General features: G+C 41.0%; 19 protein-coding genes. 9 read left to right on the top strand and 10 right to left on the bottom strand.

Annotated elements, in window-relative coordinates; translation table 11 throughout:
* Positions 1-176 precede the first annotated feature (176 nt).
* From mnmA to MJO53_RS01060, 3 genes are read left to right on the top strand one after another with little or no spacing between them, the layout of a single operon-like run.
* Positions 177-1,367, top strand: a complete 1,191-nt coding sequence (mnmA, locus tag MJO53_RS01070; RefSeq protein ID WP_252080099.1) for a tRNA 2-thiouridine(34) synthase MnmA — start codon at positions 177-179, stop codon at positions 1,365-1,367.
* A 50-nt stretch (positions 1,368-1,417) separates the two neighbouring features.
* Entirely contained in the window at positions 1,418-2,359 is a 942-nt protein-coding gene (locus MJO53_RS01065; RefSeq protein WP_252080098.1) for an NAD(P)H-dependent flavin oxidoreductase, read from the top strand.
* A 49-nt stretch (positions 2,360-2,408) separates the two neighbouring features.
* A complete protein-coding gene (locus MJO53_RS01060) occupies positions 2,409-2,885 on the top strand; it encodes a hypothetical protein (protein ID WP_252080096.1) in 477 nt (158 codons plus the stop codon).
* Here the strand turns inward: MJO53_RS01060 and MJO53_RS01055 are convergent.
* Genes MJO53_RS01055 through MJO53_RS01030 form a run of 6 tightly spaced genes read right to left on the bottom strand, consistent with a single transcriptional unit; the run spans position 2,878 to position 8,981 of the window.
* The gene (locus tag MJO53_RS01055) at positions 2,878-4,209 is read right to left on the bottom strand and encodes a DUF58 domain-containing protein (RefSeq protein ID WP_252080094.1); all 1,332 of its coding nucleotides are present in this window, start codon (positions 4,207-4,209) and stop codon (positions 2,878-2,880) included. The two genes, MJO53_RS01060 and MJO53_RS01055, sit on opposite strands and share 8 nt — an antisense overlap.
* 2 nt (positions 4,210-4,211) lie before the next feature.
* Positions 4,212-5,204 carry an AAA family ATPase gene (locus MJO53_RS01050; RefSeq protein ID WP_252080093.1) on the bottom strand — a complete coding sequence of 331 codons (993 nt, stop codon included), beginning with the start codon at positions 5,202-5,204 and terminating at the stop codon, positions 4,212-4,214.
* Positions 5,194-6,411, bottom strand: coding sequence for a DUF4350 domain-containing protein (locus MJO53_RS01045; protein ID WP_252080091.1), 1,218 nt, complete (start codon positions 6,409-6,411; stop codon positions 5,194-5,196). The genes MJO53_RS01050 and MJO53_RS01045 overlap by 11 nt, the downstream gene beginning before the upstream one ends.
* On the bottom strand, positions 6,404-7,135 hold the full coding sequence (locus MJO53_RS01040; RefSeq protein ID WP_224836483.1) for a DUF4129 domain-containing protein: 732 nt from the start codon (positions 7,133-7,135) through the stop codon (positions 6,404-6,406). Before MJO53_RS01040 ends, MJO53_RS01045 begins: the two co-directional genes overlap by 8 nt.
* Positions 7,136-8,026, bottom strand: coding sequence for a hypothetical protein (locus MJO53_RS01035; protein ID WP_224836484.1), 891 nt, complete (start codon positions 8,024-8,026; stop codon positions 7,136-7,138).
* A complete protein-coding gene (locus tag MJO53_RS01030) occupies positions 8,010-8,981 on the bottom strand; it encodes a stage II sporulation protein M (RefSeq protein WP_224836485.1) in 972 nt (323 codons plus the stop codon). The genes MJO53_RS01035 and MJO53_RS01030 overlap by 17 nt, the downstream gene beginning before the upstream one ends.
* 35 nt (positions 8,982-9,016) lie before the next feature.
* Here MJO53_RS01030 and MJO53_RS01025 point away from each other — a divergent pair, with 35 nt between their 5' ends.
* From MJO53_RS01025 to MJO53_RS01010, 4 genes are all read left to right on the top strand, one after another.
* Positions 9,017-9,733 (top strand): RDD family protein, encoded by a 717-nt coding sequence (locus MJO53_RS01025; RefSeq protein WP_224836486.1) that lies wholly within the window; start codon positions 9,017-9,019, stop codon positions 9,731-9,733.
* Between the two features lie 2 nt (positions 9,734-9,735).
* Positions 9,736-10,347, top strand: a complete 612-nt coding sequence (locus MJO53_RS01020; RefSeq protein ID WP_252080089.1) for a trimeric intracellular cation channel family protein — start codon at positions 9,736-9,738, stop codon at positions 10,345-10,347.
* Positions 10,348-10,532: 185 nt separating this feature from the next.
* Positions 10,533-11,642 carry a hypothetical protein gene (locus tag MJO53_RS01015; protein ID WP_252080087.1) on the top strand — a complete coding sequence of 370 codons (1,110 nt, stop codon included), beginning with the start codon at positions 10,533-10,535 and terminating at the stop codon, positions 11,640-11,642.
* An 11-nt stretch (positions 11,643-11,653) separates the two neighbouring features.
* A complete protein-coding gene (locus MJO53_RS01010) occupies positions 11,654-12,139 on the top strand; it encodes a hypothetical protein (RefSeq protein WP_252080086.1) in 486 nt (161 codons plus the stop codon).
* A 2-nt stretch (positions 12,140-12,141) separates the two neighbouring features.
* Here MJO53_RS01010 and MJO53_RS01005 read toward each other — a convergent pair whose 3' ends face one another.
* Positions 12,142-12,861: a peptidylprolyl isomerase gene (locus tag MJO53_RS01005; RefSeq protein ID WP_252080084.1), complete on the bottom strand. Its 720-nt coding sequence runs from the start codon at positions 12,859-12,861 to the stop codon at positions 12,142-12,144.
* On the opposite strand from MJO53_RS01005, the gene MJO53_RS01000 reads away from it, so the two are divergent.
* Both MJO53_RS01000 and MJO53_RS00995 read left to right on the top strand, forming a co-directional pair.
* A complete protein-coding gene (locus tag MJO53_RS01000; protein ID WP_252080083.1) occupies positions 12,860-13,501 on the top strand; it encodes an NUDIX hydrolase in 642 nt (213 codons plus the stop codon). The genes MJO53_RS01005 and MJO53_RS01000 overlap by 2 nt on opposite strands.
* Before the next feature lie 39 nt (positions 13,502-13,540).
* Entirely contained in the window at positions 13,541-14,362 is an 822-nt protein-coding gene (locus tag MJO53_RS00995) for a lysophospholipid acyltransferase family protein (RefSeq protein WP_224836492.1), read from the top strand.
* On the opposite strand, the gene MJO53_RS00990 is transcribed toward MJO53_RS00995, so the two are convergent.
* The 3 genes from MJO53_RS00990 to MJO53_RS00980 all read right to left on the bottom strand — a co-directional run bounded on the left by MJO53_RS00990 (position 14,359) and on the right by MJO53_RS00980 (position 17,002).
* The gene (locus MJO53_RS00990; protein WP_224836493.1) at positions 14,359-15,003 is read right to left on the bottom strand and encodes a hypothetical protein; all 645 of its coding nucleotides are present in this window, start codon (positions 15,001-15,003) and stop codon (positions 14,359-14,361) included. The genes MJO53_RS00995 and MJO53_RS00990 overlap by 4 nt on opposite strands.
* Before the next feature lie 2 nt (positions 15,004-15,005).
* Complete coding sequence (locus tag MJO53_RS00985) at positions 15,006-15,500, bottom strand: RNA polymerase sigma factor (protein ID WP_224836494.1); 495 nt, start codon at positions 15,498-15,500, stop codon at positions 15,006-15,008.
* Positions 15,501-15,574: 74 nt separating this feature from the next.
* Positions 15,575-17,002 carry an amidohydrolase gene (locus MJO53_RS00980; RefSeq protein WP_252080082.1) on the bottom strand — a complete coding sequence of 476 codons (1,428 nt, stop codon included), beginning with the start codon at positions 17,000-17,002 and terminating at the stop codon, positions 15,575-15,577.
* Positions 17,003-17,090 lie beyond the last annotated feature (88 nt).

The following is a 17,090-nucleotide window of genomic DNA, read 5'->3' as shown; positions in this document are numbered from 1 at the left end:
ATTTAAAAGTATAGTTAAACAAAATATAAACAATATTGTTTAACATTTTTGACTAAAAATTTAACAAAATAAGTTTTGAGCTGGCCTGAGATTAGAAATGGGTCAATAGGTGTTATGAGATATTTATCATTTTAAATGACCATCAATTTGTATTTTTGTAGTCTTAAAATTGAAAAATGAAAAAGGTAGTTGTAGGACTTTCTGGAGGGGTGGATTCCAGCGTGACCGCTTACTTGCTCAAAGAGCAGGGATATGATGTTATTGGCCTGTTCATGAAAAACTGGCATGATGACTCGGTGACCATATCCGAGGAGTGTCCGTGGTTGGAGGATAGCAATGATGCATTGATCGTTGCGGAAAAGTTGGGGATTCCTTTTCAGACGGTAGATTTAAGTGTAGAATACAAGGAGCGTATCGTTGATTATATGTTCAATGAATACGAAAAGGGAAGAACTCCAAATCCAGATGTTTTGTGCAATCGTGAAATTAAATTCGATGTGTTCCTTAACATAGCATTGCAGTTGGGTGCCGATTATGTGGCAACAGGACATTATTGCCGTAAAGGCACCATTAAAAATGAAGACGGAACGGAAACCTACCAATTATTATCGGGCAAGGACCCGAACAAGGACCAATCCTACTTTCTGTGTCAGCTGTCGCAAGAGCAACTATCCAAAACGTTGTTTCCCATCGGAGATCTTTTAAAACCAGAAGTGCGAAAAATTGCTGCGGATAACAATCTTATCACTGCAGATAAAAAAGATTCCCAAGGGTTGTGTTTTATTGGAAAGGTGCATTTGCCGGAATTTTTGCAACAAAAACTGAAACCCAAAAAAGGTGTCATTGTGGAAGTACCTGCCAATGCGGAACAATTTTCGGTCAATACGCCCGAATTTAATAACCAAAGGGATAAACTCATTTTCCAAGCCGAAAAGCCCGTCTACTCAAAAACAGATGGCAAAGTAGTCGGCGAGCACCAAGGAGCACATTACTTTACCATAGGCCAACGTAAAGGATTAAATGTAGGGGGAACAAAAGAACCATTGTTTGTAATAGACACCGATGTGGACAAGAATATAATATACACCGGTCAGGGCAAATCTCACCCCGGCCTTTACCGAAACACGTTGTTTATTAAGGAGGACGAACTCCATTGGGTACGGCCCGATCTAGCCCTAAAGTTAGATGAGACCATGGAGGTAAGAGCCCGTATCCGATATCGTCAACCCCTACAGCAAGCTACACTATATAAAGTAGAGAATGGATTGTTTGTGGACTTTAAGGATAAACAATCGGCCATTACCGAAGGACAATTTGCTGCTTGGTATTTGGATGATGAACTAATAGGTTCTGGTGTCATTTCTTGATCGGAAGCCTAAATTTGATTATTTTGTCGGAAAACAGAACACCTGACTTCATGCAACATAGAATCACAGAACTTTTCGGAATAGAATATCCCATTGTACAGGGCGGCATGATTTGGGCCAGCGGTTGGCGCTTGGCCTCTGCCGTGTCCAATGCAGGAGGACTGGGCCTATTGGGCGCCGGGAGCATGTATCCCGAAGTGTTGGAGGAACATATCATAAAGTGCAAAAAAGCGACCGATAAGCCGTTCGGGGTGAATGTGCCCATGTTGTACCCGGATATTGAAAAGTTGATGGACATTATTGTTGAGCAAGGCGTGAAAATTGTTTTTACTTCGGCGGGCAATCCAAAAACATGGACCAAGTTTCTTCAAGATAAAGGGATAACTGTTGTACATGTAGTGAGCAGTGTAAAGTTTGCTCTTAAGGCGCAAGAAGCCGGTGTGGATGCTGTTGTTGCCGAAGGTTTTGAAGCTGGAGGACACAATGGACGGGACGAAACCACTACAATGGTACTTATTCCTTCAGTGAAGGAAAAAATCACAATTCCCCTTATTGCGGCCGGCGGCATAGCTACGGGTAGGGCCATGTTGGCCGCTATGGTTTTGGGTGCCGATGGAGTACAGGTGGGAAGTAGGTTTGTAGCATCGCACGAAGCCTCGTCGCACGAAATGTTCAAACAGATGATTGTACAGGCCAAAGAAGGCGATACCCAACTTACATTAAAGGAGCTGGCACCGGTACGTTTACTAAAAAACAAATTTTTTCAGGACATACAGCAGGCCTATGCCAAAGGTGTAAATATGGAGGAATTGAAGGAATTATTGGGGCGGGCCAGAGCCAAAAAAGGAATGTTCGAGGGTGATATGGATGAGGGCGAACTGGAAATAGGCCAAGTCTCCGGACTTATTCATGCAATTTCGCCTGCAGCACAGATCGTGGCGGATTTAATGGCTGAATTTAATGAAGCAAAAGCGGAAATGTGCCAGTATTAGAGTTTTAGATACATATTTATAGAAACTTTTAATACATTTATACCGCGCAATGAGAACACTAATCCCCACACTATTCCTTTTTGTGCTCGCTTTACAATGTCATGGGCAAGTGGAGCGGGATAAAGCACTCCATTTTTTGGGAGGTAACCTCTTTGGACTTGCAGGGGCAGGAATCGCCAAACAAGCTTCAGATGGTAATCGGATTTGGACCTTTGTGGGTTCCGTGGCCGGAAGTACATTAATTGGACTTGCAAAAGAAACCGTCGATGCAGGACAAAAAAATAATGGCTGGGATAACGACGATTTGGCGGCGACTATTTTAGGAGGTGTTACCGTTGGTGTAACTATCGATCTATTTTCGAAAAAGGACGATCGGAGAAGATTGCGTGGAAGATATTCACACAGGGACCTTAAAGCACCAATAGGACCAATTCTTAATCCACAAACCCAATTCGTTGTTTTGGAAGGAAAACTGCCAGCATTGCAAACATTGGGTATATCCGGACAAGAACTTTCGGCTAAATAATTCCCCTGGCCTTTATTTCCAGATATTTATTGATGGTGTTCACCGTTAATTCCTCGGGCTTGGTCAAAATGGTCTGAACACCATATTTTTGAAGCTCTTTCTGCATCAACCTTTTTTCTATGGAAAACTTTTCTGCAATCGTTTTATGATAGATTGCTTGGATGTCTTCCGCATCTTCGGCAATAAGCGATTCCAACTCCGTATTTTCAAAGAAAATAACTACCAAAACATGCTTTTTGGCAATGGCCAATAGATATGGCAACTGCCTTTTAAGACCAGAAATATGTTCAAAATTCGTGTACAGCAAGAGCAGACTGCGTTGGTTCACTTTTCGCTTAACATGGGCATACAACATGCCAAAATCGGAATCTGAAAAATCGGTGGAAATGTTGTATAAGCTCTCCATTATGGTGTTGAGGTGGGTGAGCTTCTGCACGGCAGGGACAAAGGTCTCTATTTTTTTGGAGAAGGTGAGCAACCCTGTTTTGTCGTTCCGTTTAAGGGCGACATTGGAAAATGCCAATGAAGAATTAATGGCATAATCCAACAAGCTCAGTCCGTTAAAAGGCATTTTCATCACCCTACCGGTATCTATAATGGAGTAAATGGGCTGTGATCGTTCATCTTGGTACTGATTTACCATTAATTGGTTCTTTTTGGCAGTGGCTTTCCAATTAATGGTCCGTACATCGTCCCCTTTAATGTACTCTTTGATTTGCTCAAACTCTTGGGTATGGCCAATGCGTCTTATTTTTTTAAGCCCAAACTCCGTTAATCGATTGCTAGTGGCCAAAAAGTCGTATTGCTGCATTTGTATGATGGACGGATATACCGGTACCATCTGATCTTTTTGGAACACAAACTTTCTTTTAATTATCCTAAGCGGAGAGGAAGCAAACACAATAAGATTGCCAAACACATATTCTCCGCGCTCAACAGGGCGAAGTAAATATTCAAACAAATGAGGTTCTCCTTTTATTAATTCGGTTTTGTGTTCAAAATCCCTTTTTTGAAACTGAACAGGTAATTCATCGATTATAGAAACGAATGCCTTAAAAGGAAACATGGAAGTCAGTTGAACCGCCAGTTTGTTCTGGTCGCTATTGGATAATTTCTGCGGTAGATTTCTTTGGGCTCGAATACCATTTTTTGTAGCATACATTAAATAAAGGTCCAGAAAGAATAGAGTCATTAAAAGATATACCAACAACCACGCTATCGGGTAAAGTACAGGAACCCAAAAAGAGATTACAAAACATGCGGATAGAACGGCAATGTACCTAAAGAAAATATTATGTATGTATAGCGACCGAAAAAATGACATGCCTATCTGGGGATTTCAACGGATTCCATGATCATGGCAATCACATTTTCAGTGGTCATTCCCTCCATTTCTCGCTCTGGGGTTAAAATCACTCTATGATTGAGCACAGGGAGCAATGCTTTTTTTACATCCTCCGGGATTACAAAATCCCGGCCGGAAATAGCAGCAAAGGCCTTCGCGGCCGTTAACGTTGCAATGGATGCTCTGGGAGAAGCGCCCAAATACAAGTGTGGATGGGTTCTTGTCAGGTTTATAATGTTGGCGATATAATCCAGAATTTTTTGTTCTACGACCACCTCGTGGATGTTCTTTTTAAATTCCGACAGTTTTTTGGGCGACAAAACTGCTTTTATTTGATCTTGTGGTTTTTCGCCCTTACGTTCGTGATGGTTCTTGAGTATTGCAACTTCTTCCTCGACCGAAGGATAGCTTACTTTAATCTTAAAAAGAAAGCGGTCCAGTTGTGCTTCGGGAAGAGCGTAGGTCCCCTCTTGTTCAATCGGGTTCTGAGTGGCAAGAACCATAAAAGGCTCGCTCATTTTATAGGTGGTGCCATCAACCGTAGCCTGTCTTTCCTCCATGGTCTCAAAAAGGGCGGCCTGGGTTTTGGCGGGAGCACGGTTTATCTCATCGATCAAAATAATATTCGAAAAAATGGGCCCCTTTTTAAATTCGAACTCCGTGGTCTTGGCATTGAAAACCGAGGTTCCCAGAATATCGCTGGGCATTAGGTCGGGGGTAAACTGAATGCGTTTAAACTCTGTTTTAAGGGTTTTTGCAAAAAGCTTGGCGGTTACCGTTTTTGCAATGCCGGGGACACCCTCGATTAAAGCGTGCCCATCTGCCAATATGGATATGATCAGTAGTTCTATAAAATCTTTTTGCCCAACAATTATGGTGGACAACTCCTTTTTTATCTGCTCTACGGTATTCCTAAGTTCTTCCAAGGGTACCCTGCTGTTAAAGTCCAAGTCGTTTGTTTCGTTATTTTCCATCAACGTTTGCTTTAAATGCTTGTATTTTATTGTTCAGATTTTGTAATTCTATTTCGGTAATATGGTCTTTGGTTCTCAAATTTACGATCAATCCCATTAAGGACCTTACTTCCTCTTCCGTGGAATTGCCACGTATGGCCAGGTGCTTCAAAAATGTTTCATCATCCAAATTTTGGGTGGAAACATGCAGTTTGGTCCTTAAGTATTCCAAAAAGTACTCAGTTTTATGTTTTGTAATCAATTGTAACTCTCCTTTTTCAAAGTACATGTCTGCAATGGTCCGTGTAAACGCCAAGGTCTGATTTTTTAGAGGGGGTACCACGGGAATGGCGCGTTGTTTCCGTTTCCCTTCAAAAACAATATAGATCAATGCGCCGATAAGTGCCAGATAGTAAGCCCATTTAAACTCTTTGGTGTTCAGGAAAAGATACATCGGAGAAGTATAGAAGGATTTACCGGATTTGTGGAAGTTGTCCATAAATATTGGCCCTTTCTTGGGAAGATAGGCCAAAAGCCCGGCGGTATATTCCAAATTGTTATCCTTTAGGATAAAGTAATTGGTAAATGCTTTGGGAAAGGCGCTCAAAACAATTTCTCCCTTACCGAATGATTGTTTTATGGTATTCACATATTTTTTGATGGTTTCCGTGCTATCGCCTTTAGCCTGTACTTCACCTAAAATTGTGGTTCTCAAGGTATCTATTTGATCAAAACCAGTGGTATAATAATCTTTGGTGTACTTTACTTTTGGACTTTGCAATTTTGGGTTGACCAATTGATAATGAAAAATGGGCTCCAATTGTCCACTATTATATACATTTTGAATATCTAAGTTGAGGGTATCCAACAATTTTCTTTCAAAAGAGTTCGACGCCACAAATAGGTGGTTGCCCTGTTCTACCCATTCCAATAGGGCATTGAGCTCGGCTTCTTCAAAAGAAACGGATTCATTCACAAAAAAATAGGCGCCTTGTATGGAATCGGTGCGGGTCAACAGTTCAAAAGGCGGTTTTTGTACTTGCTGAATCCTATTTGGAAAGTATGTTTCCATAAGATCGTTCAGTACGTAGGTGCCGTAAGGAATTTTATGATGGGACACGAACGATGGAAACCAATTTACTTTTTTGGGTTTATTGTATTCCATCACAAAAATGATTCCTAGCGCAAGCCCACCTATTATTATATAGATCCATCCTTTTTTAGACATTGTTCAATGCATTTTTTAAGGATTTGAAAATGGTTTCGGCTTTGGTATAGCGTTCCCAGTTTAACTCAAACTCGCCGTACCATACATAATCATAAAGAACGGTGGCTCTGCCAAAATCGTCCAACAACGGACTTGTCGATAATTCCTCCAAATAATCATCGTTGGTTTTTTGTTGTTGCCAATCTATCCATTCGTGTTCCGATAATAATTGTAGGATAAACAGGTATTGATATCGAATGGCAAGGCGGTAATTTTTATCGCTCAGGGCATTTTTTATCAATTGTTCAATATCTTCATTTTTAATAATGTGTTCATCTTCCGACAATGAGACCATGTTGGGGTTCTTATTTTTTTTACCCTTGCCCTGTATGTTCGACCTTACAAAAAAGCGGATTACCAAATACAGGAATAGGGCAAGGAGCAAATAGGGGAGAATCTCCAAAAACACGGCCAAATAGCCTTCTGCATTGCCTACACCAAAGATCCACTCAAAAAATCTTCGTAAAAGATTGTAGAACCAGTTGATCACATCCGTGAACCAAGTGCTTTCCGTTTTTACCTCTTCATAATTGAATTTTGAATCATTCTTATAGGTATCCAGGTCACTTTTTTGGAACTGTACAGGGGCAATATCCGATTTATCATACTTTACAAGGGTGTCGTTCTGGGCAAAAAGAATTGTCCAAGAAAAAAGCACGTATGATAAGATCAGTAATTTTTGCATCTATTCCTCCGATGATTTTCCCAGGCTTTCGATGCGTTCAAAAGTACCTGTAAAATTTTTCTTTTCGTTTAGGTTGAAAAATATCAAGGAAGTGGCCACCAAAAAAATGATGTTCATTAAGAATTGGACCAAAGTGCTCAGAATATTTAAAATGAGATAAATGGGGTCGTTAAAAACATTCATACTTTCAGCATCCATTTCTCCGGAAAACACCCCCATTTTTATCCACATATAGATTACACTGGGCAAACTAAAAGCATAGGAGGCAATCGCCACGATAATATAGATCACAAAAAGGGTCGCAAATGTGATCCACCAGTTTTCTTTGATCAGGGTAAAACTATATTGATAGGATTCCATGGCATCTTTTTTAAGAAATACCAGAATGGCAAAAGATATGGAAAGAGGAACGGCTAAATATATTCCGGGAATTACGCAAAGAAAAATGCCGACCATTACCGACAGGCCTACCAAAATCCCCAAGCCGATTAGCGACCAAAAGGAGCCGTACACCCCTTTGTGGATTTCCTCAAAGTTTATGTTTCCTTTATTGTTGATGTACGACTTTATATAATGTAGCACAGTGCCTTGTGCCAGAACGTAGGCTGCAACGGAACTGAACATCAAAGCCGCTACGGCCAAAACCATAATAATGGGCGAGAATGCCGCGCTGGGGGTGCTCCCAAAGGTGCTTAAACTAAAAATATCGCCTATAGTGTACATGTAGAACCCCATGGAGATCAGCATAACCAAAATATAGGGCCCCACAATTTTTAAAATGGTCCTAAAAAATGTTTTAAACTCGTTTCTAATAAAACCGAAACAGTCCGAAAGAATTTCTCCCAGTTCCCGTTGTTTTTTAAACTCGATATATTTATTGGTTGTTTGCATGTTGGTTTTTTCTATGGATTTGATTTGGATATATAATGTAATAGAATATGATCAATGCTAACGAAGACAGTATAATTAAAATTGCCAACCAGTCCGGCATTTCGGTGTGCCGGGTTACAAACCCTTCCAAGAAGCCGGCCATAATAAAAAAAGGAACGGTGCTCACCATTATTTTAAGGCCATTTTTAACCCCTCTTTTAAACGATTCCAATCGAGTGTAAGTGCCAGGGAATAAGATTCCATTGGCCAAGACCAATCCGGCACAGCCTGCGATAACGATTACGGAAATTTCTATGGTACCGTGGATCCAAATGGTTCTTGCGGATTCCCATAACAATCCTTTCTCGTAGAAAAAGTATTGAAAACTCCCCAACATAATACCGTTCTGCATCATAATATAAAGTGTGCCCACGCCCAAAAAAATCCCAAAGGCAAATGCATATATGGCGACTTTGATGTTGTTTATGGTAATGCCCAAGAACATATTAAAGGCGCCTTGTTCCTTATACACGGCCATTGGGTCGCCTTTTTCAATATTTTCCAGGGTCATGTTTACATAGCCGTTACCTAAAATGGACCGCACAAAGTCACCTTCGTTTGCAGAGGAGAAAGCGCCCACAACCGCAAAAAAGGAAAATACCAAGAATGAAATCAGCAATTCCCGATGATGGTTCTTGAACATGGTCGGAAACTCGATTTTCCAAAAATGTACAATACGGTTTCTGGATTCCCGTTTGGTCTTGTAAATTTTCTGATGTGCTTGGGAGGCAAGTGTGTTCAGATAAATCTGCGTGTTGCTGCCCGGGTAAAACGTTTTTGCGTAACTCAGATGATCGGTAATCTCAATGTAAAGATCCGAAAGCTCGTCTGGGTGAAGTTGTCCTTTGTGGAGCAGAGCATTTTCAAAAGCGGCCCATTTATCCTTATTTTGCCTTACAAAAGCGGCCTCGCGCATTAAATCTTTTGGTTTAAAAGTAAAGAAACTAATTTATGGAACAATTTCAAATAGAAACGGCCCAAAATATAACTATCAACCAAAACACGTCTCACTTGGGTGAGCGTATGCTGGCTTATATTATAGATAGCTTTATTATTATGGTGTATTTTATTTTGATGATTGTTTTTTTGGTTTCGTTGGATATCGAGATCGAAGATCAATGGGCTTTCTATTTAATACTCAGTTTACCTGCTTTTTTTTATTATTTACTTTTTGAAACCTTGATGGATGGCAAGACCATAGGTAAGAGTGCCATGAAACTAAGAGTGGTCAAGTTGGATGGCTCCAAACCTAACTTTGGAAATTACTTTGTTCGCTGGGCCCTGCGCATTATAGATGTGAGCCTAACCTCTGGAGGAGCTGCCGTACTCACTATTTTGATCAGGGGTAAAGGCCAGCGTATTGGAGATATAGCCGCGGGAACTACAGTGATCAGTGAAAAAAAGCGCATATCCCTGAAGGATACCCTATTACGTGAATTGCCCGAAGATTATAAACCCACCTTTCCGCAAGTAACGGTTTTTAAGGATCAGGAAATGCAGACCATCAAAGAATTGTATGACAAGGCCAAATTGAATGGAAACCATAATATTATTGTTTCTTTGGACCAAAGGATCAAGGAGGTGACGAAGGTACAGACTTCGTTACAACCTATCGAATTTGTGGATGTGGTCATCAAGGATTACAACTATTACACTCAAAAAATGTAAGGATGTTATATCAAACCATTGATATTTTAGGAACCATAGCCTTTGCTATTTCTGGGGTTTTGGTGGCCATGGAAAAACGGTTGGACCTCTTCGGGGTTTTAATTATTGCATTTGTTACGGCCATTGGCGGTGGTACACTTAGGGATTTGCTGATTGGTAATACACCGGTGGGTTGGATGCAGGACCTGACCTATGTAACCACTATTTTTATCTCCGTAGTATTTGCCATTATTTTTGTGAACAAACTTAAGTATTTAAGGCGATCGTTGTTTTTGTTCGATACAATTGGTATCGGACTTTATACCATGGTCGGTGTGGAAAAAGGGTTGGAAGCCGAGTTATTGCCCATTATGTGTGTTTTTCTCGGTACTATGACGGCCTGTTTTGGTGGCGTAACCCGTGACATCCTTTGCAATGAGATTCCCGTTATTTTTAGAAAGGAGATTTATGCCACGGCCTGTATTTTAGGCGGTGCCAGTTATTTCTTGTTTTCCCAGTTCCCGATAAAGGACAGCTACGCTTACATTGCTGCGATTTTGGTTGTGATAATTATTCGCTTGATCGCGGTTGTTTTTAGAGTTAGCTTACCGAGTATCTACAAGAAAGCAGCTTAAAAGATCGTCCCTTGCTTTTTAAGAATTTGAATTAATGCTTTTTTAGTGGCATTAACCGTGTCTTAATCTTTTTTACGTTTTTGTTAGTCCTTATCAGGGTTATATAGTTCTACATTGCTTATTGAGCAAACTAAATAACCGATTATTCAATGATGACATCACGATCACTTAAAATTTTCATGTTCATGCTGGTTTCCATTATGGGATTCCATGAATTAATGGCACAGGGATGCGTTGCCATTAGACATTTCTCATCTTGTGTTGGAAACACTTTGGAAAACAATTTGTTAGGTCCGGGCGACATACAGGTTGGTAGTAACTATAGGTATTTTAAATCTTTTCGACACTTTAGGGGCACGGAAGAAGAACCCGATAGAGTTTCCAATGAAACAGAGGTTATCAACCATTCGCATTCCTGGGATTTCTTTTTAACCTATGGTATATCGGATAGGTGGTATGCCAGTATAACGATCCCGACCGTAATAAATACCAGGTCGTCCTTGTACGAACATGGTCGAGAAGAGCGTAACACCACATTTTCCAGGGGTTTGGCGGACATTAGAGCAGGTGTGGGCTTTTGGTTGTTTGATCTCGAAAAAAATCAAAATGGAAATTTGGCATTGGGATTGGGTGTAAAGTTGCCTACCGGCAACTACAACGCATCCGATATTTTTTACAACGTTGGACCCAACGATGGGCCACAGGTGAGACCTGTTGATCAAAGTATACAGCCGGGAGATGGTGGTTTTGGAATAACGTTGGATTTTCAGTTTTATCGAAAGATCGGAGAAGGTTTTTTTGCCTATGGGGGTGGTTTTTATCTTTTAAATCCAAGAGAGACCAACGGAACAAGAACTTTTAGGGAAACTTTAAGTCCTATTTTGCAAAATGAAGCAATTATGGCTGTTCCAGATCAATTCTCTGTCCGTGCAGGGATCAGTCATCTTATAAGTTCTGCCATTTCAGCTTCATTGGGAGCGCGGTACGAAGGTGTTCCGGTAAAAGACCTTATCGGAGGCAACGCGGGTTTTAGAAGGCCGGGAAACGTACTTTCCATTGATCCCGGTATAGCATTTATTAAAGATAACTTTTCATTGAACCTTAATGTTCCGTTCGCAGTGAGAAGAGAGCGTCCCCAAAGTGTGACCGACCTTCAAACACAAGAAGTTACAGGGGAGCCCAGAGCGGGAGATGCTGCTTTTGCGGATTATTTGATCAATGTGGGAGTGTCCTATAGATTCTCCCAAAACAGGGTAAAGGTAAATCCTGAACTAATGAATCAATTCAAGAATTAAATCCCGATCTTTTGAAAATATCGTTTAAAGAAAAATTGCTCGTTGTTTCGGTAGGTCTGATATATTGTTGGTTTGGTGGGTTAAAGTTTTTTCCAAATCTAAGTCCTGCCGAAGATTTGGCAAAGAACACCATACATCAGCTTACTTTGGGCCTAATACCGGATCAATTCTCCATTCTGATTTTGGCCATTGGCGAGGTTACCTTGGGTGTTTTATTGATTGTTGGTTTTATGCGCCAACAAGCTGTAGTTCTATCGTTGATTCATATGGCCTGTACATTTTTGCCTCTTTTCTTTTTTCCTGGGGAAGTTTTTGGTGAAGAGCCGTTATCGCTCACCTTGCTCGGTCAGTACATCTTAAAAAACCTGATCATTGTGGCTGCCCTTGTTTCGGTTTATGAAAAAAAGACAACAACGGCCAGAAGAATTTTGGAAAAAGAAATTCCAAAACAAAGTTTGGTGACCAAGGTATGGGTTACAATAAGTAGTTACAAATAAATTTATAATACTTCGGCTTTCAGAATATAAATGTTCTGCCAAGGCCAATCCCCATCACCGACCGGAACATTGTTAATGGCATCCACAACATCTATTCCTTCCACCACATGGCCAAATGGAGTGTAAGATCCATCAAGGTGGTAGGACCCCGGGTTTGTTACCACTATAAAAAATTCGTAGGGCGAAGCCAGTTTGTGTGGGTTGTCCCTTTCGCTACTGGGCATGGAAATTGTGCCCCTATGGTGCTTGTGCCCTTTTTTGGCATCGGGCGGTAGTAAATATCTACCGATTTTACCACGTTTTTTAGCAGTACGCTTATCGTCCGAATTGCCCCCTTGAATTATAAAGTCCTTGACCACTCTATGGAATTGTGTACTATCAAAATAATGTTGTTTGGCCAAATAGATAAAATTTGCCTTATGGTATGGAACATTGTCATACAGTTCTACAGTAAAACTTCCCATGGTCGTGGTAATCTTTACCCTGTTCTTTGTTAAGGTTTTGGCATAGTTAAAAAAGAAATCGATGGCATTTTCCTCCGTTAGCTTGAACGGTTCTTTCTCTTCTTCGACTTTTAGGGAATCCACTGGAGCCTGTGCAAGGCTATCCGTATTTGCAATATTTTCCTGAACTTTGTTGTTTTCTTTTTTTGGTGATTCTCCGCATGAAGCGAGTAAAAGAAATAATAAACTTGTGATTAAAGCCGATTGTCTCAACAGCATGGATTTTAATGAATTTTATCAACTTGCTCTAAAATTAAAAAATCTCCCACTTCCGGGAACGGATTCTCACAATAAAATGTCTCCGGACCTTCGGATTCAGTGGTTAAAACAGAACAAGGTGGAAGATGTAAACCCAAAAAGGGCAGGGGTTATGGCTTTGTTCTATCCGGACGTTGAACAAGAGACCAGGCTTCTTTTAATTCTTAGGAAAGTGTATAAAGGGGTACATTCCAACCAGATCGGATTCCCGGGTGGAAAAGTGGAAACGATGGATAAAGACTTAAGGGATACCGCTCTTCGGGAAACACACGAAGAAGTGGGTGTGCCTCCAAAAGAGATAGAAGTGATCAAGGGATTAAGCGAAGTGTACATACCACCGAGCAATTTTTTGGTAAAACCATATATTGGAGTTTACCCGCAGCCCAAGCCATTTGTAAAGGAAGAGAAAGAAGTAGAGAGTCTGGTAGAGGTCTATTTAAAGGATTTTATGGACGATTCCAACCATATTCAAGAAATATTGAGTACATCCTATGCAAAAAATATCAATGTACCGGCCTTTAAGTTAAACGGTTACACGGTTTGGGGGGCTACCGCCATGATGTTGAGCGAGATCAAAGAACTTTTACGGCAAGTGCTTTAATCGCTATTTTGTAAATTTGCAATCTAATCAACACAGCACATGGGGCTATTCAAGAAGAACCCTTTTGGACATATCTTATTTTTAAAACGATGGTTGATTCGTATCGCTGGTATGATGACGCATCAGCGTTATAAAGGATTTAACACACTTGAAATCGAAGGATCACAGGTGATTCGTGAACTTCCTGAGAACAATGTACTTTTTGTAAGCAACCATCAAACATATTTTGCCGATGTGGTGGCTATGTTCCATGTTTTTAATGCCAGTTTAAAGGGCAGGGACGATTCCATTAAAAATTTGGGCTATTTATGGAACCCCAAACTCAACATTTATTATGTTGCGGCCAAGGAGACCATGAAAAAGAGTCTCTTGACCAAAATTTTGGCCTACGCAGGCTCCATTAGTATTGAAAGGACTTGGAGAGCGGATGGACAAGATGTGAACCGGCAAGTAAAATTCAGCGACATTTCCAATATCGGGAAAGCGCTGGACGACGGATGGGTAATAACCTTTCCGCAGGGGACCACTACGCCTTGGAAACCTTTGCGCAAAGGAACGGCGCATATTATTAAAAAGTACAGACCCATCGTGGTGCCCGTTGTTATAGATGGTTTTCGTAGGTCTTTTGATAAAAAAGGCCTTCGTGTTAAAAAGAAGGGGATTTTGCAGTCCATGCAAATAAAAGAACCTTTGGATATTGATTACGATAACGAATCCATTGCTTCCATTTTGGAAAAATTGGAGTACGCGATTGAGCAACACCCATCATTCCTTAAAGTAATTCCACAAAAAGAGCTTTTGGCCTACGAAGAGGAAAATCAAAAAAGACGTTACAGTTACAAGGGCAAACTGGAAAGTTAGACTTCCAAACGTTTGAGGTCGTTGTAGTTTCTGCGAAGCCTTTTTAATAAAATTCCATAGAGCAGTTTGTAAAACAGCCAGATCAAAAATAGGATTATGGCAGTAAAAACCACGGAAATACCGATTACCATGGCCCAAAATGCCATAGTATTCCCATCCTGTGAGGCAGCCTCGATAATTTTTTTGCCCTCGGGTCCATAAATAAGTACGCCGTACATATTTATGATTAGATAAGTAGTGAAAATGATGAGGTTGAACCAAACATATTGGGTAACGGTTCGTTTTACTTTTAATATGGTTTTCATCAAATTACGGGACGAATCCGTGAAGGATATCTTTTTGTAATTGTTGTAGAACTTAAGTATAAAATATAGGATTATACCGTAGTTGACCACGTTTAGAACCATAATCACCTTATGAATGTGCATGGCTTTGAGCTCCTCCATGGTCTCCGGTCCGCTAAAAATAATATTGATTCCGGCCCAGAACACAAACTCGATAATGCTGATATAGAAAATCCACTTAACTATGGAGGAGGATTTTTTCTTGATCATCGGATATATCTGCTCATAGGACAACTTGGGAAGGTTCGCTTCCCGTTTTTGCCAATCTTTTTTTAACAGCTCCAGTTCATCCAACATAACTATGGATTTAATATGGTTTTTAATTTTGTTTTCACCCTGCTCATTTTCACTCTTGCATTTACTTCGGAAATACCCAGTGTTTCGGCGATCTCCGAATAATCCTTGTCCTCCAGATAAAGAAAAACCAAAGCCTTGTCGATATCGCCAAGTTGTTTTATGGCGTCGTACATCAGTTTTAATTGGCGCTCCTCGGTATCGTCGTAATCGGTAGTCTTTATCTTATAGAGTACCGAATCAAAATCCTGGGTCTTTACCCTTTTTTTTGATTTGCGGTACAACGTTATCGCTGTATTAAGGGCTACGCGGTACATCCATGTACTAAACTTGGAATCCCCTCGAAACTTTGGATATGCTTTCCACAACTGAATCGTGATTTCTTGGAACAGATCATTGTGCGAATCCTTGTCGTTGGTATATAGACTGCATACCTTATGGACAATGTTCTGATTGTCCTCAAGTTCCGTAACAAATCGATGTTCCAGTTCTTTGTTCACTAAGCGGTTGGTAAGTTTGCTCTACTTAATAGTAGTACAAAAGTAGAATTTGTTACACTTTAAATTGAAAATTTCTATTTACGATAGTCCAAAGCGGGCGGTCTGTTGCCCAACATCGGCACATATGTAAAGTCTTTTCCTCTTCTGTCCTGCAGTTCTTTTTTGGCAGCTTCCACTGTTTTGGTATCTTGAAAAAGGTCCATTGCGGTCAAGGATAGGGTTTTTGCGGCCACCATCATCCCTTTGTGCCCAATGCTCATACCACCTGCCGCAACAGCTTGCCAACTATGGGCGGGAGTACCGGGCACCCAAGTGGCGGCCCCCATTCCCGCGGTGGGTACGGTAAAACTTACATCACCTACATCTGTAGAACCAAAGGCACGTGCCGTTTCGCGGTAAGGTTGCACGGTTTCTACGGTTTTTAGATCAAGACTTGGTTTGCCCAGACTTTTAGAAATTTTTTCGGCGAAGGCTATTTCCTCATCACTATAAGTAAAACCACCAACGGTCGTTAGGTTATCGTGCATTATTTTTTGTAGGGTAAGGTTGGGTAAAAGTTCATGTGTGCCCCCGATCATTTCATATTCCATGGTTGTACCTGTACCCAAGGCAGCACCTTCTGCAGCCTTTACAATTCTATCAAAAATATCTACGACCACATCCCTTGTGTTATGTCTTGCGTAGTAATACACCTCGGCATAGTCGGGCACAACATTTGGAGCTTTGCCCCCATCTGTTATTACGTAATGTATTCTGGCTTCTTGTGGAATATGTTCCCTCATCATGTTGACCATAGCATTCATGGCCTCCACACCGTCCAGGGCAGATCTTCCCATTTGTGGAGCTGCGGCTGCGTGGGCGGAAACACCGTAAAACCTAAATTTGGCAGATTTGTTGGCCAATGCAGCACCTGCACTTGCTGCGTTGGCAGCACTTGGGTGCCAATGTAAGGCTACGTCCACATCGTTAAAAACACCTTCTCGGACCATGTAGACTTTTCCTGATCCACCCTCTTCTGCAGGGCATCCATAAAATCGAATGGTTCCTTTAATATTGTTGGCTTCCATCCAATCTTTTACAGAAATTGCGGCAGCAGTGGAGGCTGTACCAAATAGATGGTGACCACAGGCATGTCCGGCGGCACCACCTGCCGATTTTTTCTCGGGAACTGCTTCTTGGGATAATCCGGGCAAGGCATCATACTCCCCTAAAATGGCAATTACGGGATAACCGGAACCATATTCCGCCTTAAAAGCCGTTGGAATACCGGCAATACCGGCATCTATGGAGAAACCAGCTTCAGACAAGGTTTTCTGTAAAAGGGCCGAACTTTTTTCCTCTAAATAGCCCATTTCCGCCAGGCCCCAAATTTCGTGGGCAATTTCAATATAGGTTTCAGATTTTGATTCTAATTGGTTAATGACATCCTTTTTCTTTTTTTGAGCATGTACGGCAATTGCGACAAAAAGGAACAATACACCGAAGGGGAGAATTTTTTTCATGGTTGGAAGGTTTTTGAGTTAGCGCTTAAATATACAAAAAAACAGTCCCGAGATGGTATGTGCTGATGCGGAATACGTAAATTTGTAG

The organism is Flagellimonas marinaquae (assembly GCF_023716465.1).
GTDB classification, from domain to species: Bacteria; Bacteroidota; Bacteroidia; order Flavobacteriales; family Flavobacteriaceae; genus Flagellimonas; species Flagellimonas alginolytica.
The sequence above is the reverse complement of the archived record's forward strand: the minus strand, read 5'-3'. Positions and strand labels throughout refer to the sequence as shown.

Coding starts and splice junctions, on each gene's coding strand:
- mnmA (WP_252080099.1), top strand. CDS start 177: ATGAAAAAGGTAGTTGTAGGACTTTCTGGAGGGGTGGATTCCAGCGTG.
- MJO53_RS01065 (WP_252080098.1), top strand. CDS start 1,418: ATGCAACATAGAATCACAGAACTTTTCGGAATAGAATATCCCATTGTA.
- MJO53_RS01060 (WP_252080096.1), top strand. CDS start 2,409: ATGAGAACACTAATCCCCACACTATTCCTTTTTGTGCTCGCTTTACAA.
- MJO53_RS01055 (WP_252080094.1), bottom strand. CDS start 4,209: ATGTCATTTTTTCGGTCGCTATACATACATAATATTTTCTTTAGGTAC.
- MJO53_RS01050 (WP_252080093.1), bottom strand. CDS start 5,204: ATGGAAAATAACGAAACAAACGACTTGGACTTTAACAGCAGGGTACCC.
- MJO53_RS01045 (WP_252080091.1), bottom strand. CDS start 6,411: ATGTCTAAAAAAGGATGGATCTATATAATAATAGGTGGGCTTGCGCTA.
- MJO53_RS01040 (WP_224836483.1), bottom strand. CDS start 7,135: ATGCAAAAATTACTGATCTTATCATACGTGCTTTTTTCTTGGACAATT.
- MJO53_RS01035 (WP_224836484.1), bottom strand. CDS start 8,026: ATGCAAACAACCAATAAATATATCGAGTTTAAAAAACAACGGGAACTG.
- MJO53_RS01030 (WP_224836485.1), bottom strand. CDS start 8,981: ATGCGCGAGGCCGCTTTTGTAAGGCAAAATAAGGATAAATGGGCCGCT.
- MJO53_RS01025 (WP_224836486.1), top strand. CDS start 9,017: ATGGAACAATTTCAAATAGAAACGGCCCAAAATATAACTATCAACCAA.
- MJO53_RS01020 (WP_252080089.1), top strand. CDS start 9,736: ATGTTATATCAAACCATTGATATTTTAGGAACCATAGCCTTTGCTATT.
- MJO53_RS01015 (WP_252080087.1), top strand. CDS start 10,533: ATGCTGGTTTCCATTATGGGATTCCATGAATTAATGGCACAGGGATGC.
- MJO53_RS01000 (WP_252080083.1), top strand. CDS start 12,860: ATGGATTTTAATGAATTTTATCAACTTGCTCTAAAATTAAAAAATCTC.
- MJO53_RS01005 (WP_252080084.1), bottom strand. CDS start 12,861: ATGCTGTTGAGACAATCGGCTTTAATCACAAGTTTATTATTTCTTTTA.
- MJO53_RS00995 (WP_224836492.1), top strand. CDS start 13,541: ATGGGGCTATTCAAGAAGAACCCTTTTGGACATATCTTATTTTTAAAA.
- MJO53_RS00990 (WP_224836493.1), bottom strand. CDS start 15,003: ATGTTGGATGAACTGGAGCTGTTAAAAAAAGATTGGCAAAAACGGGAA.
- MJO53_RS00980 (WP_252080082.1), bottom strand. CDS start 17,002: ATGAAAAAAATTCTCCCCTTCGGTGTATTGTTCCTTTTTGTCGCAATT.